This window comes from Aliivibrio sp. A6 (genome assembly GCF_028765505.1).
GTDB classification, from domain to species: domain Bacteria; phylum Pseudomonadota; class Gammaproteobacteria; order Enterobacterales; family Vibrionaceae; genus Aliivibrio; species Aliivibrio finisterrensis_A.
In genome coordinates, this window is sequence record NZ_JARACR010000028.1 from 1 (window position 1) to 23,377 (window position 23,377).

25 protein-coding genes and 2 pseudogenes are annotated in these 23,377 nt (G+C 38.3%); 13 read left to right on the forward strand and 14 right to left on the reverse strand.

Features of this window, described 5'->3' with window-relative positions:
• Positions 1 to 349: 349 nt before the first annotated feature.
• The 4 genes and pseudogenes from PVK70_RS14865 to PVK70_RS14880 form a co-directional block, all read left to right on the forward strand.
• Complete coding sequence (locus tag PVK70_RS14865) at positions 350 to 2,161, forward strand: methyl-accepting chemotaxis protein (RefSeq protein WP_130047026.1); 1,812 nt, start codon at positions 350 to 352, stop codon at positions 2,159 to 2,161.
• A gap of 304 nt (positions 2,162 to 2,465) precedes the next feature.
• Complete coding sequence (locus PVK70_RS14870; protein ID WP_130047027.1) at positions 2,466 to 2,786, forward strand: WYL domain-containing protein; 321 nt, start codon at positions 2,466 to 2,468, stop codon at positions 2,784 to 2,786.
• A 2-nt stretch (positions 2,787 to 2,788) separates the two neighbouring features.
• On the forward strand, positions 2,789 to 3,316 hold the full coding sequence (locus PVK70_RS14875) for a hypothetical protein (protein WP_130047028.1): 528 nt from the start codon (positions 2,789 to 2,791) through the stop codon (positions 3,314 to 3,316).
• Positions 3,317 to 3,513: 197 nt separating this feature from the next.
• Positions 3,514 to 3,624 (forward strand): annotated as a pseudogene (locus PVK70_RS14880) (transposase family protein); the annotation flags it as partial.
• Here PVK70_RS14880 and ltrA read toward each other — a convergent pair.
• Both ltrA and PVK70_RS14890 read right to left on the reverse strand, forming a co-directional pair.
• Positions 3,617 to 4,885 (reverse strand): group II intron reverse transcriptase/maturase, encoded by a 1,269-nt coding sequence (gene ltrA, locus PVK70_RS14885; RefSeq protein WP_242504733.1) that lies wholly within the window; start codon positions 4,883 to 4,885, stop codon positions 3,617 to 3,619. The pseudogene PVK70_RS14880 and the gene ltrA overlap by 8 nt on opposite strands.
• A 460-nt stretch (positions 4,886 to 5,345) precedes the next feature.
• Complete coding sequence (locus PVK70_RS14890) at positions 5,346 to 5,837, reverse strand: ISAs1 family transposase (protein ID WP_130047029.1); 492 nt, start codon at positions 5,835 to 5,837, stop codon at positions 5,346 to 5,348.
• A gap of 126 nt (positions 5,838 to 5,963) precedes the next feature.
• Between PVK70_RS14890 and PVK70_RS14895 the strand changes: the two are divergent.
• A pseudogene (locus PVK70_RS14895) lies at positions 5,964 to 6,221 on the forward strand (AEC family transporter); the annotation flags it as partial.
• Between the two features lie 33 nt (positions 6,222 to 6,254).
• Here PVK70_RS14895 and PVK70_RS14900 read toward each other — a convergent pair.
• Positions 6,255 to 7,151, reverse strand: coding sequence for a LysR substrate-binding domain-containing protein (locus tag PVK70_RS14900; RefSeq protein WP_130047030.1), 897 nt, complete (start codon positions 7,149 to 7,151; stop codon positions 6,255 to 6,257).
• A gap of 129 nt (positions 7,152 to 7,280) precedes the next feature.
• Between PVK70_RS14900 and PVK70_RS14905 the strand changes: the two genes are divergently transcribed.
• Both PVK70_RS14905 and PVK70_RS14910 read left to right on the forward strand, forming a co-directional pair.
• On the forward strand, positions 7,281 to 7,943 hold the full coding sequence (locus tag PVK70_RS14905; RefSeq protein WP_130047031.1) for a cupin domain-containing protein: 663 nt from the start codon (positions 7,281 to 7,283) through the stop codon (positions 7,941 to 7,943).
• A 19-nt stretch (positions 7,944 to 7,962) separates the two neighbouring features.
• Complete coding sequence (locus tag PVK70_RS14910; RefSeq protein ID WP_130047032.1) at positions 7,963 to 8,121, forward strand: NAD(P)-binding protein; 159 nt, start codon at positions 7,963 to 7,965, stop codon at positions 8,119 to 8,121.
• Between the two features lie 119 nt (positions 8,122 to 8,240).
• Here the strand turns inward: PVK70_RS14910 and pepE are convergent, their stop codons facing one another.
• Positions 8,241 to 8,978, reverse strand: coding sequence for a dipeptidase PepE (pepE, locus tag PVK70_RS14915; protein ID WP_130047033.1), 738 nt, complete (start codon positions 8,976 to 8,978; stop codon positions 8,241 to 8,243).
• 322 nt (positions 8,979 to 9,300) lie between these two features.
• Here pepE and PVK70_RS14920 point away from each other — a divergent pair, with 322 nt between their 5' ends.
• Positions 9,301 to 10,158, forward strand: coding sequence for a PA4780 family RIO1-like protein kinase (locus tag PVK70_RS14920; protein ID WP_130044860.1), 858 nt, complete (start codon positions 9,301 to 9,303; stop codon positions 10,156 to 10,158).
• Positions 10,159 to 10,208: 50 nt separating this feature from the next.
• On the opposite strand, the gene PVK70_RS14925 is transcribed toward PVK70_RS14920, so the two are convergent.
• Complete coding sequence (locus PVK70_RS14925) at positions 10,209 to 10,850, reverse strand: alpha/beta fold hydrolase (protein WP_130047034.1); 642 nt, start codon at positions 10,848 to 10,850, stop codon at positions 10,209 to 10,211.
• A gap of 132 nt (positions 10,851 to 10,982) precedes the next feature.
• Positions 10,983 to 11,870 carry an aromatic amino acid DMT transporter YddG gene (gene yddG / locus PVK70_RS14930; RefSeq protein WP_130047035.1) on the reverse strand — a complete coding sequence of 296 codons (888 nt, stop codon included), beginning with the start codon at positions 11,868 to 11,870 and terminating at the stop codon, positions 10,983 to 10,985.
• Positions 11,871 to 12,085: 215 nt separating this feature from the next.
• Between yddG and PVK70_RS14935 the strand changes: the two genes are divergently transcribed.
• Positions 12,086 to 13,972 carry a methyl-accepting chemotaxis protein gene (locus PVK70_RS14935; protein WP_130060002.1) on the forward strand — a complete coding sequence of 629 codons (1,887 nt, stop codon included), beginning with the start codon at positions 12,086 to 12,088 and terminating at the stop codon, positions 13,970 to 13,972.
• A gap of 27 nt (positions 13,973 to 13,999) precedes the next feature.
• On the opposite strand, the gene PVK70_RS14940 is transcribed toward PVK70_RS14935, so the two are convergent.
• On the reverse strand, positions 14,000 to 14,170 hold the full coding sequence (locus tag PVK70_RS14940) for a hypothetical protein (protein ID WP_130047037.1): 171 nt from the start codon (positions 14,168 to 14,170) through the stop codon (positions 14,000 to 14,002).
• Positions 14,171 to 14,369: 199 nt separating this feature from the next.
• Between PVK70_RS14940 and PVK70_RS14945 the strand changes: the two genes are divergently transcribed.
• Positions 14,370 to 15,260, forward strand: coding sequence for a LysR family transcriptional regulator (locus tag PVK70_RS14945; RefSeq protein WP_130047038.1), 891 nt, complete (start codon positions 14,370 to 14,372; stop codon positions 15,258 to 15,260).
• A 396-nt stretch (positions 15,261 to 15,656) separates the two neighbouring features.
• On the opposite strand, the gene PVK70_RS14950 is transcribed toward PVK70_RS14945, so the two are convergent.
• Positions 15,657 to 15,866, reverse strand: a complete 210-nt coding sequence (locus tag PVK70_RS14950) for a hypothetical protein (RefSeq protein WP_130047039.1) — start codon at positions 15,864 to 15,866, stop codon at positions 15,657 to 15,659.
• Positions 15,867 to 16,106: 240 nt separating this feature from the next.
• The gene (gene cspE / locus PVK70_RS14955) at positions 16,107 to 16,316 is read right to left on the reverse strand and encodes a transcription antiterminator/RNA stability regulator CspE (protein WP_012552262.1); all 210 of its coding nucleotides are present in this window, start codon (positions 16,314 to 16,316) and stop codon (positions 16,107 to 16,109) included.
• Between the two features lie 503 nt (positions 16,317 to 16,819).
• On the opposite strand from cspE, the gene PVK70_RS14960 reads away from it, so the two are divergent.
• On the forward strand, positions 16,820 to 17,035 hold the full coding sequence (locus tag PVK70_RS14960) for a hypothetical protein (RefSeq protein ID WP_130047040.1): 216 nt from the start codon (positions 16,820 to 16,822) through the stop codon (positions 17,033 to 17,035).
• Positions 17,036 to 17,089: 54 nt separating this feature from the next.
• On the opposite strand, the gene PVK70_RS14965 is transcribed toward PVK70_RS14960, so the two are convergent.
• Complete coding sequence (locus tag PVK70_RS14965) at positions 17,090 to 18,694, reverse strand: mechanosensitive ion channel family protein (protein ID WP_130047041.1); 1,605 nt, start codon at positions 18,692 to 18,694, stop codon at positions 17,090 to 17,092.
• Positions 18,695 to 18,932: 238 nt separating this feature from the next.
• A complete protein-coding gene (locus tag PVK70_RS14970; RefSeq protein ID WP_130047042.1) occupies positions 18,933 to 19,454 on the reverse strand; it encodes an NADPH-dependent FMN reductase in 522 nt (173 codons plus the stop codon).
• Positions 19,455 to 19,631: 177 nt separating this feature from the next.
• Here PVK70_RS14970 and PVK70_RS14975 point away from each other — a divergent pair, with 177 nt between their 5' ends.
• The gene (locus PVK70_RS14975) at positions 19,632 to 20,534 is read left to right on the forward strand and encodes a LysR family transcriptional regulator (protein ID WP_130047043.1); all 903 of its coding nucleotides are present in this window, start codon (positions 19,632 to 19,634) and stop codon (positions 20,532 to 20,534) included.
• A gap of 11 nt (positions 20,535 to 20,545) precedes the next feature.
• On the opposite strand, the gene PVK70_RS14980 is transcribed toward PVK70_RS14975, so the two are convergent.
• Entirely contained in the window at positions 20,546 to 21,403 is an 858-nt protein-coding gene (locus PVK70_RS14980; RefSeq protein ID WP_130047099.1) for a TPR end-of-group domain-containing protein, read from the reverse strand.
• Between the two features lie 91 nt (positions 21,404 to 21,494).
• A complete protein-coding gene (locus PVK70_RS14985; RefSeq protein WP_130047044.1) occupies positions 21,495 to 22,082 on the reverse strand; it encodes a LysE family translocator in 588 nt (195 codons plus the stop codon).
• Between the two features lie 108 nt (positions 22,083 to 22,190).
• On the opposite strand from PVK70_RS14985, the gene PVK70_RS14990 reads away from it, so the two are divergent.
• Entirely contained in the window at positions 22,191 to 22,634 is a 444-nt protein-coding gene (locus PVK70_RS14990) for an Lrp/AsnC family transcriptional regulator (protein ID WP_130047045.1), read from the forward strand.
• On the opposite strand, the gene PVK70_RS14995 is transcribed toward PVK70_RS14990, so the two are convergent.
• The gene (locus PVK70_RS14995; protein ID WP_130047046.1) at positions 22,631 to 23,314 is read right to left on the reverse strand and encodes a cation transporter; all 684 of its coding nucleotides are present in this window, start codon (positions 23,312 to 23,314) and stop codon (positions 22,631 to 22,633) included. The genes PVK70_RS14990 and PVK70_RS14995 overlap by 4 nt on opposite strands.
• Positions 23,315 to 23,377 lie beyond the last annotated feature (63 nt).

A 23,377-nucleotide genomic window follows, 5' to 3' on the forward strand; every position in this document is an offset into this window, starting at 1 on the left:
TCTGGGTAGTGCTATGTGCTACCTTGTATTAAAAAAAACAATATTTAATTCCAATCACCGCTCATAATCATTCAAAAATACAACACCTTAACCCCATTTTATGGACAAATTAACAACCTACCGCCATCAATTAAAATCAACCAAAGATACCAATAAACAACATTTGAAACAAAATACCCTCATTTAAACTTACGTTGAGCCAAAAAAGTAAATGAAAGAGAGTATTTTCAATGAGAAACGCTTTTTTTCTTGCAAGAAAAGAGCATTCTTTTGATATAATGTGAATACTTAAAAACTCGGAAACGTGACTGTGATCAAGAAAATAATCTTTATTTATATAGTTCTTGTTATGATTGTAGGATCAATTATTTCAGGACTATTTTGGTTTGAAAAAAATCAAGAAAAAGATATGGAAATTGAAATATCAACGGAGTTGAATAGAAACATACTAACGGCGAATTATTACTCATCGATAGAGCAGTATCTGAACATCATGAATACGGTAGCTGATGATTTATCATTGTCTATTGATAACTTACCTCATGAAACGCTAGCTCAACGAGCAAAGACAATTGCAGAAAGATACGAGTTAATTGAAGTGCTTTTTGCAAATCGTGATGGTGAATTATACAGCTCACAAAATGGCATCCCAGATTGGAATGCAAAAGAGCGCCAACGACCATGGTTTATGAATGTAATGAATACAAATGAACCGTATTATCAATCTGATTTGTATCAATCGGTTGGTACTGGTGAAATGGTCATTACGTTCTCTGTGCCGATCTTAAAAAATGGTCAACGTATTGGTGTGGTGTTATTTGATTTACCTGGTACGCACTTATTGTCAGAGAAAAAGATGGAATTTGCGGTAACCAACCCAGAAGGTATGGTATTTGCGGCTGATCCTGTTAACAATGAAATTTTGGGGAAAAACCTTTTTGAATTAAGATCATCCTTTTTAACGGTAACAGAAAAGCCATTTATCTATCAAAACCCAAATGAAGATTGGTTCTCTGTATCTAAAACTGTACTTGATGACGGTAACTATTTATTTAATGTTGTGCCATTAAATAAAATTGTTCACAGCATTAACAACGGTATTGTATTAAATATTTTATCGCTACTGTTATTGGGTTGTGTGTTAGTCATTGCTATCTATATTTTATTAATCAAAGAATTTAAGCAATTATTACCAATAAAAAATTGGATCATTCAATTATCTAATGGGCAGTTCAATAGCAAGAAAGTAGATAAATCTAATAATGAATTAGATGAAATCACAGATGCCTTAGTGATTCTTGAGCAGAATTTAGTTTCGTTTGTTCAATCCTCACATGACACAATGAATAATCTCTTAGTTAACCAATCTGAAATTGCTAAGATTATTGTCGAAAATGAACATAATGCACAAGACGAACTGTCTTCTGTTGAGCAAGTAGCCACCGCAGCAACAGAACTAGCCGCAACCGCTCTCGATGTTGCTCACAATGCGGAGTTAGCCGAAGTTGCCGCTACATCAGCGATTGATGTGGTTGGCAGTAGTTCTGAAACATTACGCCAAGTGACTGATATTACCGAGCGTGTAAGCGTATCAATGCTAGAGTCCACAAAAATCATTAATGAGTTGCGAGTGTACTCCCAAGAGATCAGTACCGTGGTAGAGGTCATTAATACCATTTCTGACCAAACTAACTTACTGGCATTAAATGCGGCGATAGAAGCAGCTCGTGCTGGTGAACAAGGACGTGGTTTTGCGGTTGTTGCTGGTGAGGTTCGTGTTCTAGCAGGAAAAACGCAGCAATCAACCATTGATATTCAAAACATCATTACATTATTACAAGAGCAATCTAAAAAAGCAGATGTCTCTATGCGTAATAATGCGGCATTGATTGTTGAATACGAGCAAATGTTCAAAGAGCTCTCTGATGCCTTTACATTAATTTCGAATCGTGTAACTGAAATGTCTGATATCAACGCTTCTGTTGCTACCGCTTCTAAAGAGCAATCAAGCGTGACAAAGGATATTTCTCAGCAGCTAGAAAGCATTAATATCATTGTTCATAAGAACCTAGATCTAATTGCGATAACCAATCAATCAAGTGGTCATATTCAAGAATTGACGACAAATTTAGGCGACAAGTTATCCTTCTTTAAATTATAACGAGTCTCATACTAACTAAATTGATGTTTTATAATAAAGGCTAAGCAACTGTACTTAGCCTTTTTCATTTGATAGACATTGTTTCGTGCAGGATCTAGCTATTCCGTTTTAAACTCGATAAGTGCTTTTACACTCACGAGTCATACCAATGTAACTAATTAGATGATCTATTTATTACGCAGGAAAACCACTGTTTATTCCCCCTAATGCCGATCGTTTAAGATACTTGAACGATCGGCATTAATACAAGTTTTGGGTTTTGGTGCCATGCTTGCTTGGTTGCCAGACTCTCTGATTCCCTGCGATGATTGACGAAGACTTCTCGCTGGAGACATACGTCCAGCAAGGGGAAATGGGGGTTGCCCGTAATTTAGATAAATTGGCAATTAAGCTATGGGTAACACCTGTGCTTGCAAGAATTCTTGACGAAACACCACTGTGTGAAGGGCTGGTAATAGAACCTAAAGATGACGATTTTCTCATCTATGCGAGCGTGGATGACACCGATGAATTGCGCCATTGGCTTCTGTCTGTGTGTAACCACGTAACAGTGTTAGAGCTGTTGACATTACGTGAGGAAATAAAAGAAACCCTTAGAGACAGTCTCTCGTGGTATGAGGATTAAAGATGTGTAGTGAAGTTGTGCCTATTATTGATGTTTATTGGGAAGGACCATTCTCATCAGAAGCAATAAACAAGCTTAAGGGGATTAAGGGGCATTGTCTCTATCAAATTTACGGCAACCATCCTGCCTATGGTCGTGATAGTTTGCTTTACATTGGTTTGTCAGATAGGGATGAAATATTCACACGACTTAAGGAGCACACTTGGATTCAGAACCAAGCTGACCTTTGTCAAATTTACATTGCTTCCTGTGGTAATTTTACTAACTGGGAAGCTTGGAGAAAGGATGAGAGAAAACGATATGACCGTAACGAATCCAAGAACATTACCCTGTCAGCTATCGAATCACTATTAATCTATGCGCACCAGCCAAGCTACAATAGTGCAAGCTTAAAGTCGACTTCTTTTGCGGCGAAACCATTTCGCCTGTTTAATTCGGGTAAAAGAGCATTGTTGCTACCAGAAGTAAGCACACAGTTTTATTCTGATAGTAAGCAAGCACTGCCAGTGGACCTTGAACAGTCCGATTAGCATTTAATACGACAGCCTCTGTCGCATCCTCAATGCATACTCGATAGTGCCAGGGATAAGTTGCTCATCAATCATGATAGGTACAAACATGTTTTTGTTTGGAGTTATCTCTTTTGTAATTAGCCATGTAATTGATTTTAATTGTGATAATAGAAATTAGATCATGGTTACAGATTGGTATCAAGCCAGGGTGAGATCGTGAGCATTTTCACACTGTTACTGACCAACGCCAAAGTGCGAAGACCACTTATTGTCTGTTTGAGGTTCTATTTGGCTCTTTATGCTCTGTAATCGCAGGAGCTAAAGGGTGTTGAGTGATTTGAATTTCCTTCTCACCCAACGTACTAAAGTCTTATTGAAGTGTCTGAATACCGAGTCTAATTCACTACGCCTGAACTTTCCGTAATAATTTATCCAACCATTCAGCATTGGACCGAGCCATCTACTGAGTTGCTCTAAACTGTACTGAGTTTTCTGGCGTACTTTTAGCTCTTTGATTTTCCTACGCATGGCTTTCTTGGCTGCCATACTGACAGCGGGCAGAAATCGATTATAGATTTGACCTGTGCGTTTACACTTATTTGTTCTGGCCCTGAAGGTATACCCTAGAAAATCAAATTGTGTATGCTCGATATGTTTTGCAGACGCTCGTCTTATATCATCCCGGCAGTAAACAACCTTAGTTTTCGTTGGGTGCATCTCTAGACCACACTCAAGGAAACGCTGTGCTAGCTTTCTCTTTAATTTCTCTGCCTCACCCCACGAGTCAGCATGTACTAACCCGTCGTCTGCGTAACGACACCATGGGTTGTCTGGATAATTCTTCTCCAGCCATTTATCGAAAACATAGTGAAGGAATAAGTTAGCAAGTACTGGACTCACTACACCGCCTTGTGGCGTGCCTATTTCTCTGTCCGTTTTCGTCCCATCGGCTTTCTGCAACGGTGCAACTAACCACCTTTCTATGTACAAAATCACCCATTGATAATCTCGGCTCTGACTTTCTTCAGCAAGCTGAATATGTTTCCTAACCGCTTTCATCAACAAATCATGACAAATGTTGTCAAAGAGACCTTTGATATCAAACTCCAGTACCCAATCGTACTGCCAACATCGCCTTCTCGTCACCTCTATCGCGTCATGAGCAGATTTCCCCACTCGATAGCCATAAGAATCATCTAAGAAGTGATGTTCGAGCATAATTTCAAGCTTATCTCTTACCACCGTCTGCGCCACGCGGTCACCGACCGTTGGGATGCCTAGTGTTCTTTCACCACCGGACTTCTTCGGTATACTTACCGCTGCGACGGGTGGGGGAAAGTAGGCTCCCGATGACATTCTGTTCCATATCTTGTAAAGGTTGTTTTTAAGGTCTTTTTCAAAGTCCTCTATCGTTACTCCATCGACTCCGGCTCCGCCTTTATTGGCTTTTACCTTTTCGAAGGCCGTCATTACATCCCATTTGGATATTTCAAAAGGTTTTGATTGCTCGTGCGACCTCCTCCTACCTGTCGGCAGTTGAGTCGTCGTTTCAACCGACTTGACGCAATCCCTTCGCTCCACGCTCATTACAAGCCCTTCATCACTACTACGAATTGCTCCGCCCCAGTATCACGCATCGGTACTCTCATATTCATGATTTTTGTCATTTATATTTCTTCCTTAGCATCATGATGACTGGTTCCCGTGGTTCCCACAAAGAGCCTAGTACAAGGCCATGCCCACTTTACGCCGAGCACCGTACACCCAGCATTCGGAGTTCACCGGTGTACTTATCCTGAAATAACGAAACGATTTCAGTTTTGATGCTACCTTAAGTTAACGACGCGTCCACATGGGTTCGGAATTACTCATCTCCTTGCACCATACCTCGCCAGAATTCTTATTCTGATTTTCTTTCAACGCTTCTGACCATTACTCTTAATAACAGCCACTTGAAAGTGGTTTAGAGCCGGCTTCCGACAGCAGACTCTGGAGGGCCTACCTCCATCTCTTCGTGAGCTTATGCTCATCTTCCTGTTTGCCTTCCTTAGAAAACAGGGTTCAGTGCCCACGGCACACTCTCGTTAGACTTTTCTTCTGTTTTAACTTGACCAAGAACGACACCATATTCAACAGCGAAGGCGCTAACCATATGAACCAGGCAAGATTTTCTTTCTTTGTCGTAAGTACCACGAAGAGATTTACCATCAATCGCAATTGTCTTTATACGACCATCAACATGCTCAATCGATTCTTTCATCCATTGAGCAAAACAAACTGAAAACTCATCAGGGTCGACCATACTCACTGTTCTAGCGATGGTGTCATGACTTGGTACACCGTTTTCAAACTCTCTGAAGTTACGTAACCATTCCAAGTTACACTCACCGAAGGCTTCTATTTCTTTCCATCCTTTGCTTCCGCAAAGAATAGAGCACAGAGTAAGAAATAAGATATCGAAAAAGTTATGTGCTATCTTGGTTTCTTGTCGAGGGTCTGAAAGTATTAAAAATTGCTCAAATAGATTGGTCTTATTCATCTGGAGTTCCCACCTTTGCTTTAGAAAGGTATAAGATCACACATTCATGATGATTAGTAGTGATTTTTAAAATTTTCACCTAGATTTCTGAAAAATACTGCGTTTTATACATGCGTCGGCCCTGGGTTTGCGACTAGTTACAAACTGATATTAAGTCCAGTATTTATTACCATTGGAGGTATATTGTTAGGCTTTAGAGGGCTAGATTTAGGACTTTTATTCTTTATGAGTGCGGCGCCAACCGCTGCTGCAAGTTACGTAATGGCACGCGCAATGGGTGGTAACGCTACACTGGCTGCAAACATCATAGCTCAAACGACAGTAGCATCCTTAGTCACTTGTACGCTTGGGATCTTCATTTTATCTTCGTTTGGTTTGATCTAACTCTACATGTCCGTGCTTTGGTTTTATTCCTTTTCATTGTAGATACTGCAACCAATCTTTAAACGCCTTGATTTTTTCATGTTCAAGTCCATTTGGTTTCCAGACAATGTAATACGCCAATTCTATATGACATTTCAAATCAGGAAATGGCTTAACCAATCGGCCACAATCTAAATCCTCTTGCACTAATACACTTCGGCCTAATGCCACGCCTTGGCCACTAATCGCCGCTTGAATAACAGACGCCGAATTATTAATTTTCAACCCCTTTTCTGCATTTATATCATGAACATTATTCTGCTTCGCCCAACTCGACCAAGAAGGAAACCCACTCTCTTTGGGTAAAGACAGATCATGTAATAAAGGAAAATCGGTAAGGTTATCTAAACTAAACAGCCCCTTCTTTACTAAATCAGGTGAGCAAACAGGAAAGACAGATTCCGTCATTAGTAATGATTTTTCTAACCCTTCCCAATTCCCTTTTCCATATCGGACGCCAATATCGATGCTCTCAGCAAGGTAATCAAGCGTTCGAATATTGGTATCTAACCGGAGATCCCATTCAGGGTGTGATGTTTGAAAGTCATCAATACGCATTAATAGCCATTTAGCAGCAAAGGCAGGGCTAACGGCAACCGTTAAAATGGGATTAACCTCTATCGGTTTTAACTGACTTAGTCCTTGTGATAAAGCATCAAATCCACGCGTAATATCAGGTAAGCCTTGAAGTGCTTCCTTCGTTAACACTAAACGAGAAGCACCAGAGGATCGTCGTTCAAATAGAGAGACACCAAGCCATTCTTCCAGTAATTTCACTTGCTGCCCTATTGCTGCAGGAGTGACATTCAACTCTTTTGCCGCTAAAGAAAAACTCAAATGTCTTGCCGCCACCTCAAAGGCTCTCAGCCCATTTAAATGGTTAATTTTCATAATATTCTATTTACCCTATAACAATACACTAAAGAAAATCTTTATTAATAGTATAGAAGTTCTGATTTGTTACGCCTAGATAAACATTACACAATAGACTTTATTACTCGCCATTCACGCAGGTTTATAATGAAATTACATACTGACTTATCGCTACAAGCGAATGCTTTTTTCACGGAATCAACATGGGTCCCATCACCTATTAAAGAAGTATCACGAAAAATGTTAGAGCGTGATGGCGGTGAAATTGCAACCGCAACAACCTTGGTAAATTACGAACCAAACAGCTATTTCTCATCGCACGTTCATACTGGTGGTGAAGAGTTTTTAGTACTTGAGGGGATATTTGCTGACGAACATGGCAGTTATCCTATTGGCACTTATGTGCGTAACCCTATCGGCACGTCTCACGCGCCAATAGTAAAAGATGGCTGTATGATTTTAGTAAAGCTAGGCCAATATCAAGAAGGGGATACCACACCAGTACATATCAAAACTCAAGAACAAGAGTTTGTTAAAGACGATAATCGCCTAGGGGTATTATTTCAGCCGCTACACCACTTTAAGCAAGAGACCGTTCGCCTTGAAAAATGGAAAGAGGGCCAAATTATTGAGCTAGAAAACCACGGTGGAATAGAAATTCTTGTCGTAGAAGGCGAATTTACTCATCAAGGCATTCGCTATCAAAATTTTGATTGGTTACGTCTACCTATCGGGCATTTACTGCAGGCTACGACGGCTCAAACAGAGTGTCTCGTATGGATAAAAACAGGTCACCACTTACATCAGTAACAAGCGTAGGGAACGAAGAATGAAAACTAAACATCTTATTGTTGGCGCGGGCCTTAGTGGGTTATACACGGCATACCAACTTGAAAAAATGGGTAAAGACTACCTATTACTTGATGCCAGAGAACGTATTGGTATTTTGCAGGAACAGAAGCCGCACGAGAAAATGGTGGCTATTTAGAAGGTGCATTAGAAGCGGCTGATGTGGTGCTTTCAAGTCTCAGTGATAACTAAAAATAAAAGGCCAAGTTATTTGATAACTTGGCCTCTCTTAATTTATCACTCTTATAAGCTCATTACTTAGCAACTATGTTCCATTAAGAACTGTACATCGTCTTCAGCAGTATAATAAACAGGCTCTTTACCGTGAGAGAACAACTTAAGTGGTTTCTCATTGGCTGTATGGTAGCTCAACTTACCATCAAGAACATGCAACCATGTGCCTTCAGGGATCCCTACCACTGGCTCATGTTTATTCACTTCTAGAAATTCTTGAATGCGCTCATCACGAGTTTCACCAAAATGCCCTTCAACAGAGGCTTCTAGATAATGAGGATTAATTTGGAATGGTACCAAATTTAACGAAGGCAGAATTGCACCCGTAATAATAGGCATATCATTGGTCGTACGAATGGTTGGACAACCGATGTTCGTACCAGCACTCCAACCTATATATGGAACTCCATTATCTAATACCGCTTTACGAATAGGACCAACTAAGCCTAAATCATGCAATGTTTTATTTAACACCCAGGTATTACCGCCACTCACCAAAATACCATCCGCTTCTTGAATGGTTTTGACAGGATCTTCTGAGCGATGTAGACCGGTAACTTTACAATCTAACCCAAGATGATCAAAGGTTTGTTGAACCAAGGCAACACGATCATCATGGCTAGAGCGAATAACCGCATAAGGAATAAGCACCAGATTCTTGGCTTTTGTTCGTTGAATTTGCTCAACAATCGCTTCACTTGCAAATTCCATTACAAAATTGTTACCTGCAATCTTGCCATTACTTAATAATAAAATATCCATCTTCTTACTGCCTTATGTCTATTTAACACATCGTTATAGCTCTCTTCTCTTATTTTAAAGAAAATTAAGCTATGTGATGACGAAAGAGATAAAAACATATCAGAAATGATTGGCTAAAAACTTGTGTTAGATCGAATCTATAGTCTATAAATTATGGCAAAACAAAAAGAAATCACAGCATGATCACAAACAAGACAAAAAATATCTGATCATCAAAACTTGTGACCAAGGAAAATATAGGCATAATGCCCTACATAAATTAATACACAGCTCAAAAAAACGTCACACTTTACGACGTCTATCTACGCTCATATGAGGTGCAATGAAAATACCAAACAGATTACTACCATTAGTTGAAGATGGTTTAATAGATGAAGTTCTAACCCAATTAATGAGCGGTAAAGAAGCCTCGGTCTACATTGTGCGTAGTGGCGATAATATTCAGTGTGCCAAAGTTTACAAAGAAATCGAACAACGTAGCTTTAAACAAGCGGTAGCGTATCGTGAGGGGCGAAAAGTAAAAAATAGTCGTCGTGCCCGCGCGATGGAGAAAGGCTCTAAATTTGGCCGTGACGAACAAGAGAAAGTATGGCAAAACGCAGAGATTGATGCGTTATATAAGCTGTCAGAAGCTGATGTTCGTGTACCAACGCCTTATGGTTGCTTTGATGGTGTATTACTCATGGAGTTGGTTACCGATGATGAGGGCTCTGTCGCACCTCGTTTAAATGACGTAACTTTAACCAAAGAACAAGCAATGCGAGATCATGATTTAATGATCCAATATGTCACTCGTATGCTGTGTGCAGGTATTGTGCATGGTGATTTGTCTGAATTTAACGTATTGGTCGATCATCTCGGCCCTGTAATTATCGATTTACCTCAAGCGGTAGATGCTTCGGCAAATAACAATGCAAAATGGATGCTTGAGCGTGACGTAAACAACATGACTACTTACTACGGTCAATACGCTCCAGAGCTGCTTGGTTCTGAATACGCAAAAGAAATGTGGGCACTGTATGAAAGTGGTGAATTAACACCAAATTCAAAGCTTACTGGCGTATTTATTGATGATGGCAAAGATGCCGATGTTGATGGCTTAATGGCTGAAATCAATGCCGTAATGGAAGAAGCTCGATTACGAAAAGAACGCCAACTTGAAGACCAAGAATTGGATTAATCCATACTTTATCGAACATTATAGAAGTAGATAACGGACTATCTACTTTCTCATGCCACCTCTTCCTCTGATTTCTCTTCCTTTTTAAATTTATGATTCTCAATAAAGTAATCCACTTGATTTGCTGTTTCTGTCGCATAAAGCAAACTCGTGTGGGAGTAGTTTAAACATAAGTGGTCAGTCAACTCTGGAAGTAAAGTTTCTTGAACCGTCACTGTCCCATCTGAAGGTTGATGATCTCGAATCATTGGCGGACGTAAACCAATAGGTAATGTCCCAGCAATAGAACCAATAGGACAATTAGCTGTTAATTTAGCAACATCGACCAATCCCTGTCTCTTCGAGCTTCCTAATATAAAACCCAATTTTTTACTTTGAAGTTCTTTAGCAATAGAAGCGCCTTGGAGCGGAGAGCCAATCGTAACAATGGAATCTATTGGTGTATTAATATCTTGATGATAATTAGCAAAATGAACGGCTAAAATGCCACCTAAACTATGTCCAAGAACGACATTTTTTTTAGATACAGATAAACAGCTATGAATGCGCTTAAAAAGGACCATTTCATTAATACGAAGTGAATTATAGCTAATGACTTGTACCGTATGGCCTTTCTTTTTTAACCGGTCAGCAAGAGGTTTCATTACCACGCCATGCATATATAAGCCATGCAATACCACTATATTCGCCATTATCTACTCCTAAAATTCACTCTTTATAAGACTATATCAGGAGGAAATAGTTCTCATAGTCTATAAATATGATTTATTACAATTAACAATAAATCGTACAGATAACTGTGATCATCAATGTATAGTTTATATTTACTCTTTTTCTCGAGTGAACCACCAACATATCAATGAGGCTAATGTCACCATTATAACCCCTTGCCAAAACTGCATGGTTAGCTCAATATCTAAAATCCATGCAGAAAAGAAAGTTGAAAAGATCGGAGTAAAATAAGAAAACGTCGCAAGCAATACCATGTTGCCGCCAATAATTCCGATATTCCATAAAGCATAACCACTGCCCATCACTATACCAGCCAACAATAAATCGATTATTGCATCACTGGTCATCACAATCGACGCTTCATCACTAATTGTATATTTAGCCCATAGCGATATAGCGGTGGCGATAAAAAACCAAGTAATTGCATTTTTACCATTAGCTAGCTTTTTCGTGACATTACAATAAATGGCCCAAAGAAATGCCCCAGTAAATGCCAATAAATAACTAATCGGGTTAGTTGCTGCATTAGCCATTAGTTGAGAAACAGAAAGACCTTCATCCCCACTCAATGTCCATGCAACCCCAAAAAAGGACAAGAGTATTGCAGGGTAAATCACCTTACTTACAGGCTTATTACTAGAAAGCACAGCAAAAAGAACCGTTAATGAAGGCCATAAATAATTAATAATACTCATTTCAACCGCTTGATTACGGCTGTTTGCCATCCCAAGCGCTAACGATAGACATATTTCATAAGTGATGAACAACCCACCACCAATTAGTAAATAACGAATTGAAAATAAACGAAGTTTTGGTAACCCAACCACTATAATTAAAAACAGTGAGCCAACACTGTATATCATCGCAGCTCCACCAATCGGGCCAAGTTGTTCCGTTACGTTACGAATAAGCCCGACAATTAAACTCCATAATAAAATGGCAGTACACCCTGCCACGGTATACTTATATGAGGTATTCAATTTTTTGTTCCTAATTACAAGGTCTCTAATAACAAAAGACACTTTATCATTTTTAATCGACTTATATTGATATAAAAATCAATATAAGAATAGGGAGTTATTTTTAGAACATTATTATCTTCAATAGGTTTTTTATGTCATCATTTATTTTGAAGCTTAAAATTATTAAGAAAAAACAAAAAACTATTCACTATTAAAAAAGATGCTCGACTATTATGTTTAAAAATTTATCGCTTAAAAACAAGCTTGCTATCTCCGCAAGTGCCGCCATTATACTCGGGGGAGTATTAGTTGAGGCCCTTTCCTTTAAAGCCTCACTAGATCGCTTAGATACTGAAGTTGAACAGCGACTAGAAAGTACCACCGCTTCATATAATCAATACGTTACTGATTGGATTCTTTCTAAAGAACGAGCACTCACGTCATTACCTACTGAAGCCAAAAACGATGCTATCGTTACCCACTTAAAACAAATTCGCGATTCTGCAAAATTTGATAATGTATTCCTTGCTTACCCTGATGGCTCCCAAGCTAACGCAAATGGCGTTATCCTTCCTCCTGGTAATGATGACCCAAGAAAGTGGGGATGGTACATAAATGCTCTTGCTGCACCTTCTAAAGTCTTTATGGACAACCCAACTGTTGCAGCAGCAACTGGGGCGAATGTTGTTTCTTTAGGAAAAGCGTTAAATTTACATGGACAACAAATGGTTCTAGGTGCTGATGTAGAAATTACCGATATTTTAAACAGCATGGAAAAAGTTATTTTTCCGGGTGATGGTTTCATGTTTATCGCTAATGATAAAGGCAATATTTTTACTCATCCAAATACAAAGCTGCTGAATAAATCAGTCTCCACTTTAGGCTTAGATTTTTCAACAATCCAGCAAGCAACCAACAGTAACTCTGACATATCTATTGAATTAGATGGTGAGAAATACATTATGTATGCTCAAAAAATTGATGGTACGAGTTTAATTACCGTGAGCGTCATTAATTATGACTCGCTAGTTGCCCCTCTATTTGATGCCGTATCAGGACAGGTTCTAGTAACGGCAATTGTTGTCATTATCTGTACGTTACTATTCAATTTACTGTGTAATATCTTATTCCGCCCGTTAAACAATGTATCTCAAGCACTTGCACAAATTGCAAACGGCAGTGGTGATTTAACCCAACGAATTCATATTGAAAATAACGATGAAGTTGGAAAGTTAGCGAATAACTTCAATATATTTGTTGAGAGTTTACAGCAGCTCATTCAGCATATACGCCAACAATCACAACAACTCACCGCAGGCTCAGAGCAAAGTACTAACCGTGCTAATAATTCAGTGAAAGAATTAAACCTGCAACAACAAGAAATTACTATGGTTGCAACCGCAGTAACTGAAATGGCATCAGCTACGCGTGAAATAGCCTCTCATGCAGAACAAACAGCTGAAGCGGCACAAAATTCATCAAGCAGTACCCAAAAGGGACAATCTCTTGTTATTGAAACCAAGACATCAATTAGTAACCTTGCTAACGAAGTAAATGAAGCTAGTACGGTAATTAGTGATTTGCAACAACACTCTCAAGAGATCAATACTGTACTAGCAACCATTCAAGGCATTGCGGAACAAACAAATTTACTTGCGTTAAATGCAGCCATTGAGGCAGCGCGAGCGGGAGAACAAGGACGAGGTTTTGCCGTTGTGGCTGACGAGGTTCGAGTGTTATCTCAACGAACTCATACGTCAACCGAAGAGATCAAATCAACAATTGATATTCTTCAACAAACAACGAGTCGTGCGGTTAACTTAATGCAGAGCAGTTCTGACCTTGCTAATAGATCGGTAGTAGATGCAGATAGAGCAACTCTTGCCCTAGAAGAAATCAGCGCTTCTGTTACATTGATCAGCGACATGGCTACTCAAATTGCAACAGCAGCAGAAGAGCAAACCCATGTTACTGGAGAAATAACTCAAAATGTCACATCAATTAAAGATGTGACAGATTTACTTGTTATTGATTCAACAGACAGTTTAGCTCAATCTCATACACTCAAAGAACAAGCACTTGATTTAAGTGAAAAGGTGGCGGCATTTAAGCTTTCATAATATCTATGATTATAGTGGAGGTGGTGTTTAGTCCACCACTTCCACCGTTTTATGTTGAGGCCCCAAATACGTACCTTCATCTATCAAATAACGAAGTGATTCTTCACATTCAGGACACTCAAAAACCTCATTGGGTTCAATGGCTTCTTCTTCCACCCACTCCCAACCAATATGCTCTTCACAACTAGGACAATCCATATTTTATACCTCTTAACTATTTTCGCCGAGTGTCATTAACCTCAACTCGGGAGGTGAGGTTAAATCACCAACTACAAAAAGTCATCACCTCACAGCCGAAAAAATCTCACCACCCTCTTATCAAATAAGAAATTATCAATTACTCTTAATCTAATAATCTTTTGTTATCTATTTTTAGTCTCATTTATCTTGGTGATTTATGCTTAATCCTCTTTGGCTCAATACCTTTTGTACTTTGGTTGATGTCGGCCACTTTACTCACACAGCTGAAAAACTTTTTATGACTCAACCAGGAGTCAGCCAACACATTAAAAAATTAGAACTGGCGTGTGGGTACGATTTATTAAAGCGGGAAGGAAAAAGTGTCGAACTCACCGAGCAAGGCCGGCTAGTCTATGATTATGCCAAACAACAACAACGCAATGCTGATAACCTGAATGAAGCATTAAGCTTTGATGACCCATACAAAGGGTTATGTAAATTCGCCTGCTCTGGAGCGTTAGCTTTGTCTCTCTATCCAGAATGTATTGCCTTACAAAAAAAACATCCTAGTTTAGTAACTCACGTAGAGGTTGCACCAAACCATAAAATATTAGAAGACATCCAACGAGGGAATATTGATATCGGGATAGTGACTCACCAACCAGCACCGAACCTATTTCGTAGTGAAGAGATCACCAAAGAATCACTCTGCCTAGTGTTACCGAAACATTATAAAAAAACATCCGTAACTTGGGATACATTAATCGAATTAGGGTTAATAAAGCACCCTGATGCAGAGCATTACCTGTCACTTTATTTTGATCTTTGCCAAGATGCAGTCCTAGAAAAAGGCAATGCTAATGATGTTCCTACGGCAAGTTACATTAATCAATTAAGCCAAATTTTACTGCCTATCGCCCAAGGAATTGGCTTCACCGTGCTTCCACAAAGCGCTATTGATGCCTTTCCTTATAAACACGATTTGCACATACATAAACCAAAAAATCCTGTGTATGAGAGCTTGTTTTTAGTTCAAAAAAGAAATAGAGATTTACCTCAGAGGTATAAAACATTGATAGATAACATTAAACAAGCACTACTTTTATAAAGCCCTAAAACCAAAAAACTCCTGACAGTCAGGAGTTTTCTATTTTTACCACTTTTTAGCCGTGTCTTTTGCAGTGTCTTTCCAATATTGAATTCGCGCACGTTGCAATTGGGCTTTTCTTGTTCTTTTCATAAGATACTTCCTTAAATCACTCGCTCATCTTTGAGCTGCAGTCATAATTCTTAATGACCTATTCAATCTATAGTAGAGGCGAGAGATTTGCGAGGATCAAGATCACGAATATTTAAACGTACTTCGTGTTTTTACTTAATTTTTATGAGATATGTAACATTTTTATAGTTATTCGTTATCTAGTAAGGTCTGAGCAAAGAAAAAATTGGCCGATGTCTTAGGGGGAAAGCCAATAATATTTATGTTTAAAAAGCGTAATACAAATTAAAACGAAATTGAAAAATCACCAATAGGTTGATTATAACTATTGGTAATACTTCCTTTCCCTGTCTCTTCACAATATGAAAAATCAATATCAAGTGAGTCTAACTCACCTTTCATTAGTATGTTACGTAATAAAACATCACTGTTTAGTTGGTGAATTAACGCGTCCCATGAAACATTATTTTTGAAAATAGTAAAATTTACTTTCATTAAGTACCTTTAGGTTTTATAGAAATTATTTATAAATAGAGTAATTGATTGATGTTACAGAAAAATGATTGGATTAAAACTAGGATGGTAGAGGTAACTAAGAGATGTTATGACAAGTACAAAACAGGAGCAGATGTTTGAAATGTTGATATCTTACAAAGTAGAACTAAATCGAGTATTAATAAAACATTTAAAAGTAGCGCAAACGGTACGAATACCCTTTGCGCTACTTATTTGAAATTAAGCAGCTACAACGTTAGCAGCTTGAGGGCCTTTTTGGCCTTGCTCAACTTCAAAAGAAACTTTTTGGCCTTCAGCAAGAGTTTTGAAACCCTCTGAAGCGATAGCACGGAAATGTACGAATACGTCAGCGCCGCCGTTATCTTGAGTGATAAAACCGAAACCTTTTTCTTCGTTAAACCACTTAACGATACCAGTTGTTTTAGACATGTAATGTCCCTTATATATTTAAATTCATAAAAAATCGCATAATGCGATACGCTTAGAGCTTGAATTATTAAATGTGACGAAAAGATAAGGGAAACACTGAGAATAACGACATTACGAAGAAATACTAAGGCTTACTTTACTTGATGTTCATTAACAACTCTGAGCAACAGAGCGAGAGAGATAATACCCTAGAACCAAGCATTGTAAAGGTATTTCTTTATAAAACGGTTAAAATTTATACAAATAAAGAGGTGCCAACCACACTTTTAGATAAATAAATTAAACTATCAACTTGATTAGCATCATTTATATCAAAGATCATAGTTCCAATTTACTCGTCCATTCACTGACATCTAGCTGTCTTCGTATTGCCACATAATGCTTAAATGCTCTTATAATCGTAATCTAACATTACGGATAAAAGCGATTAAATAGGGACTATCTTTAGATATGATGATGTTATTAATTAGTCATTATCATCCTATTTCACGGAGTATTTACGCATGAAAAAAATTGTCCCATTCATCCTCCTCGCCTTTTTTAGCTTGCGTTTATTTGCTTCTGTCGGCCCTCATATTCAACAGCTAGAACATGATAGCTTCACTATTTTACGCTCTGCACTTATTGTAGGCGCACTCTGTTTTATCGTGTCATTGATTATTAAAAAGTTTAAGAAACCTGCTCCAATAGCGATAAAATCTGAAGACGACATAAATTAATGTAAAAAAAAGAGTGACCATTTAAGTCACTCTTTTACATTCACCTTTTTCTACTTACGCTTCGTGCTTATAAATATGCAGATCACGTTGTGGGAATGGAATACTCACACCTTCTGCATCTAAACGTTTCTTAACCGTTTCAGTCACTTCCCAGTACACATCCCAGTAATCATCTGTTTTAACCCAAGGGCGAACAATAAAGTCCACTGACGATTCATTTAATGTATGTAATTTAACCATAGGCTCTGGCGTTTTTAGTACTAATGGGTGGCTCTCTAAGATATCAGTAAAGATGGCTTTTGCTTTTTCAATATCATCTTGATAACCAATACCAAATACCATGTCTACACGACGCTCAGTTTCGATAGTTACGTTCTTAATCACATCACCCCAAATCTTATTGTTTGGGAAAATTAAGTTTTGGTTATCTACCGTTTTGATTGTAGTAGATACAAGATTCATACGGTTAACTTTACCTACGATACCACCAAGGTCAACCAAATCACCCACATCAAATGGACGATAAATCAGAATCATCATTCCAGAAGCAAAGTTAGATAGAGTGTCTTTTAATGCAAAACCAATAACCACACCTGCAACACCAAAACCAGTTAACAGTGGGCCCAAATTAATGCCAATTTGAGATAACGCAATCAAGATACCGATCATCATGATGAACTTTGAGCCCATAGACACAAAGAACTCCTGCATTAACTTACTGAACTTCATTTTAGAATGAGAGACACTTTTCTTAATTGCTGTTTTAGCAAGTCGAGAAAGGAAACTTGTCACCCAAAGAATAAGCGAGAAAATAACTAATTTAACAATAATTGATGGCGCATTCTCTACCGCCCAATCTTTAAAACGAGTAACCCACTCTTCTGTTAAACCATAAGCAACGCCGATGTCCAATACATCGCTGTTGATATCGCCAGTTACAGAGAAAATAAGCTGTTTATACTCTGTAATATCAATATTGTTTTGCTCCATTAATGCCGTTGTTACTTCTAAACTCGCAATCATTAATGAAACTCGTTCAGACAAGTTCGTCGCATCTTGCGTTAGCAGATCTTTCTTCTCTACTGACGCATATTGCATACGTTTTGCAATATCTGATTTTTGTGATTCAAGATAATGAATAATGTTTGCCAATAAATCAGCACGATTTGTTAGTTCTTTTAAAATGGCTGTTTTTTCTTTGGTGAAATCAATATTTAGAGTTTCACCCCATGATAATGTTTTGAATGCTTCTTCATAATACATATCCATGATGCCAAGACGTTTTTGTGCAGCAAATTCTAAATCGTCTTTCTCATCGCCTTTCGCTTTACGGACTGCTTTAGTCAATTCAACCAAATCTTGATGACTTAGTTGCAATAACTCGCCCATAAGGACCATCTCTGAACGAACAACACCATCAAGCCCTTTAGCTCTTGGGTTTTCTTGCAGCTGTAATTCAATATCCGCTCGAACTTTGTCATTTTTACGACGTAACACATCTTCAAAAAACAATTTATCGGCAGGATCAGCGGTAGATAACTGTACTAATCTTTCTTTTAACTCTTGTTGAACCGTAACCATGCTATCAACTGATTGAGCGTAGGCTGAAGCCATCATACTCATCATTAATAACAAAGCGGCAAAATACTTCTTAATCATAAAAAACGTCCTATATAAATCATGACCATATAATAATTGATGCCCATCCATTCTCATTCATAACAATTACAAATAATAGTATTGAATGATGAAAGCTTGTTCATTTGTTGAGAATTTGTGATGCAAAAAGTATCTATTTGATTTTATATATTCACTTTTTTGTTTTTACTCTGAGAATTTATTGTATAAAAAAAGGCGCAACCACAAAGTGGATACGCCCTCGTCTTTCTCTGAAATTTTATAATGCCGACATGATCGTTTTTAGTTCAGCATTCAACTCTTCGTTGCGTAACTCGCCTTTTTCCATATCAAAGTTATCATAAAAACTAGGTACAGAAAGTGAGCCCTTAACCTCTGCTGCAAAGTAAGGCGCAGAGCCTGTAGCCGCAGCTAATACCGTTGCTGCACCACCAGGGCCAGGAGACGTAGCTAGCATTACAACAGGTTTGCCTTGATACACTTTCATATCAATACGAGATGTCCAATCAAACACATTTTTAAATGCTGCTGCATAAGAGCCATTGTGTTCAGCATAAGAAATAACAACAGCATCCGCTTCACCAATTTTTTGGAAAAAAGCTTTCGCTTGCTCAGGTTGACCTAACTCTTTTTCTTTGTCTTCACTAAAGATAGGCATTTCATAATCATTAATGTCTAACACTTCCACTTCAGCACCAGCCACTAAACCTGCTGCATACGTTGCTAATTGTTTGTTAATTGATGTTGAACTGCTGCTTGCTGCTAATGCTAAAATTTTCATAGGGATACCTTCATAATCAGTTTGAATAAAAAGAGTAGTTAATGCTCTGCTCTTTTCAAATATATTGTTCTTGTTTGCGATGGGATAACTATAATTCATTCACAGATATTGATTAATAGCCTAAATGTGCAATGATTGTTTCCATATGACGCTTAATAAATCTAAAGATACGTAAATATGGCATTTAATTCAGCATTATTTGATGGCATGGTCATTTTCTCAGAAGTCGTGACCAGCGGCAGCTTTACCCAAGCAGCATTAAACAGTGGGCATTCGACCTCCTACATCAGTAAAGAGATAGGGAAACTAGAAGAGCGTTTAGGCGTTCGCTTACTTCACCGTACAACTCGAACACTACGTCTAACGCCTGAAGGCGAACTTTATTTTCAGCAATGCCAACAGCTGATTGAAGATGCACAAATGGCTGAAAATGCGATTACCGGACAGCAAGAAAAACCTAAAGGTCGATTAAAAGTCAGTTGCCCTGTTGGGTTTGCTCTTTCACGCTTACGCCCGATTCTTGGTAAATTTACGGATTTATACCCAGACATCACGCTTGAGTTAGACTTAAATGACAGAAAAATTGATATCGTTGCAGAAGGATTTGATATGGCGCTCCGTGCATCACATCAACTTGAAGATTCTAGCTTGATCAGCCGTCGATTTTTACGATCAAGAGCCATCACCATTGCGTCACCAAACTATTTAAAAAAATACGGGGCACCATTGCACCCTAATGAACTCTCAGAACATAAAACCATTGGTTATGCGTATGTAAAACAAGGCGCTGTTTGGGATTTTGTCGATAAAGACAATCACCCTATTGCTGTACCATTGCAATGTCAGGTCATCACTAACAATTCATTTATGGAGTTATCGTTATGTTTGGCAGGGCAAGGGATAACACGCATCCCTCACTTTCATTTAACCGATGAATTAGAAACAGGAAGACTGGTTGAGCTATTTGCTGATTACCCTGAATTAACCATTGATATCTTCATGGTTTATCCTAGTCGTAAACATATGTCAGCCAAGGTACGTTGCTTTATGGACTTTATTTTCGAGCACCTTGGCGAATAAATGATGCCTATTTAAGATACGTTATTTGCATATTCTTCTAATAGTGTTTCGAAACGCTCTAAACCTCTTAATGGGTCAAAGTCTGTCTCTTCTAATACAAGTTCACGCATAGAAGTACTTGCTTCAATAGAACGTTGCAAATCATCAATGGCTTGCACTTCAGCCCCTAATTGCGCATACGCACATGCTCGTTGGAATAGCGCGTGTGCATTTTGATCATCCACTTCTAATACACGATTACATAAATTCAATGCCCAATGGAACTCACGCATCTCCATTGCCGCATCCGCTTTATAGGTTAATGCTTCTAAATCACCCGGTCTTACTTTTAGGATCTCATCGTAAATATCCATTTTCTGTTCCGGTGTTTGAACACTTTGAGCTCTCAACCATAAGTTATGAACTTCATTGATGATTTCAATTTCACGGTTATTCTCAGTGATAATTCGTGTTTTACGTTTTAGATCTCGCTCTAACGCTACAAATTTTTTCTCATAATCTTGGGCGATCTTATTGAGCTGCTTATCTGCCATCTCTTTGGTATTTTGCTTCATCTCTCTTAATGATTGCCAACCAATCAATGCAATCAAAGAAGCCACCGCCGCAATGACATAGAAAAAGTACGTTACCGTTGTATTGGAGTAATTTAATGATTTATCAGCAACCGCTAGCTCACGGTCGGTAATTTGAATAGTTAAACGTCGCTCTAGGTCTTGTTGTTCGGTACGCAAAGCCTTCAGCTCATCTAAAATATAACGCTCCATTAATGGACGATCTAAATACTCTTGTTCTGAATAAGTCACTTCTTCTGCCTGCAATGACAATGAAGTAAAAAGAGTGATGAGAAGCAAAAAGAAATGTCGATACATAGGAATACCCTTGTTAATCGTGTATTTAGAAGTGATATACATAAAGATAACACATCCAAGACAGCAACACCCGATTAACAAAGAAAACCAATTAAAAACCCATCACCATAGAGCCGACAAGTAAACCTGCCATACTGTAATTAAAAAACTTCAAATGCTTTGGTGTTTTCAATCTCTTTTGTAATTCTTTACCTGCAACGGTCCAAAAACTAACGGTAGGCACATTAATACAAATAAACACAAATGCGATTAGAAACACACTAAACATATCTGCACTGGTCGCGTAAATACTCATAACCGATAATGCCATTGACCACCCTTTTGGGTTAACCCATTGAAAGCTCGCAGCTTGTAGGAACGACATCGGTTTGTAGTCACCATTAATATTATCAACGGGTTTACTGCTCGCAATTTTATACGCCAGATAAAGTAAATACGCCGCACTGATGATCTGCAATGCCATCTCTAATTGAGGGTAGGTCTGAAAAATTTGAACTAAACCAAACCCAACTAAAACCAACATAAATGCAAAACCAAATATCACTCCAAGCATGTGTGGAATAGTACGAACAAAGCCCACATTCGCTCCTGAAGTCATCAACATAATGTTATTTGGTCCAGGCGTAAACGCGCCAACAAAAGCAAATGTGGTTAAAGCAAGTAGGTAGGTGTAATCCATAATAAGCATCTTATAAAAATAAATTCTACTTGTATCTTAATGCGAGACTGAGTAAATTTTCTGTCTATATTTGTTTAAAATAAAATTAATACGCAAGGATTAATCGTAATGGATAGGTTTGACGAAAGAATATTGCAAGAGTTAAAAAGGAATGGACGACTCACTAATGTGGAGCTATCTGAGCGTATTGGATTATCAGCTTCCGCAACGCTGCGTCGTGTACAAGAATTAGAACGAAATGGGACAATTCAAGGCTATCGTGCAATATTAAATCCAAGCAAATGTGGGGTAGGATTCGTTGCTTATGTAACAATTGGATTATCTGATCACAGTAAAAAATCGCAAAAAGATTTTGAAGAACAGATCATGGAATCGAAAGAAGTGACAGAGTGCCACAATATTACGGGAGCAAATGAATATTTATTACGAGTTGAGACTGAGAGTCTCGCATCCTACAAGCAGTTTCATTCAAACGTACTTGGGGAGATCTCTCAGGTCAACTCAATTGGCACCTTAGTGGTGATGGACACGCCTAAAGATGAACGAACTTAGGCGTGTGAATACTTTGCTAGAACACCATCTCGGTTCAATTGGTGTAGTTGTTTTGATGAACTAATGATCATTTTTACTGGAACAATAATAAAATAGATTGAGGCAAGAACAACCATCACCGGATCAGCAAGCTCAGCATAATGCGCGTGAGATGTTAACAACAACAATTTCGCTACCATAAAACCAATAAATACAGCAGCACTGATCACAGTATCCATTAACCATTGCTTTGCTTCAGCTTCAATTAATGCCGAGTTAACAGCACGACCTTGTGTTTTCATTACCCAATAACTGGTGTAACAACCAATCATGCTAAACACACCAAAAGCTAATGCGATACCTGTATTCACTTCTCGACCACCATCCATAATCGCTTCAACTGCAGAAATAAACGACAGTACACACATTAAGGTAATTGCGATCCCCTTTAGTAAAATCACTGAAAACTCAATTACCTTAACGCGCTTAATGTTTTTCGCTACTTCTTCTTTTCGAATATACATCACAGCAGCAAGCGACACTAAAGTGAGCCCTAAACTGACAAGTGAATACACACCATCAAAAATAATCACTAATGAATGGATCAATGAACCCAATGTAATGCCTATCATGGCAAACAATAACGCTGAAAATGTAGAGATAAGCAATAACTGCCTCTCTTTATGAATTGAATATGACATAATTTACCCCTTCGACTTATTTTTCGTCTTTTTTATATATACAACGCATAATATAGACAAAAT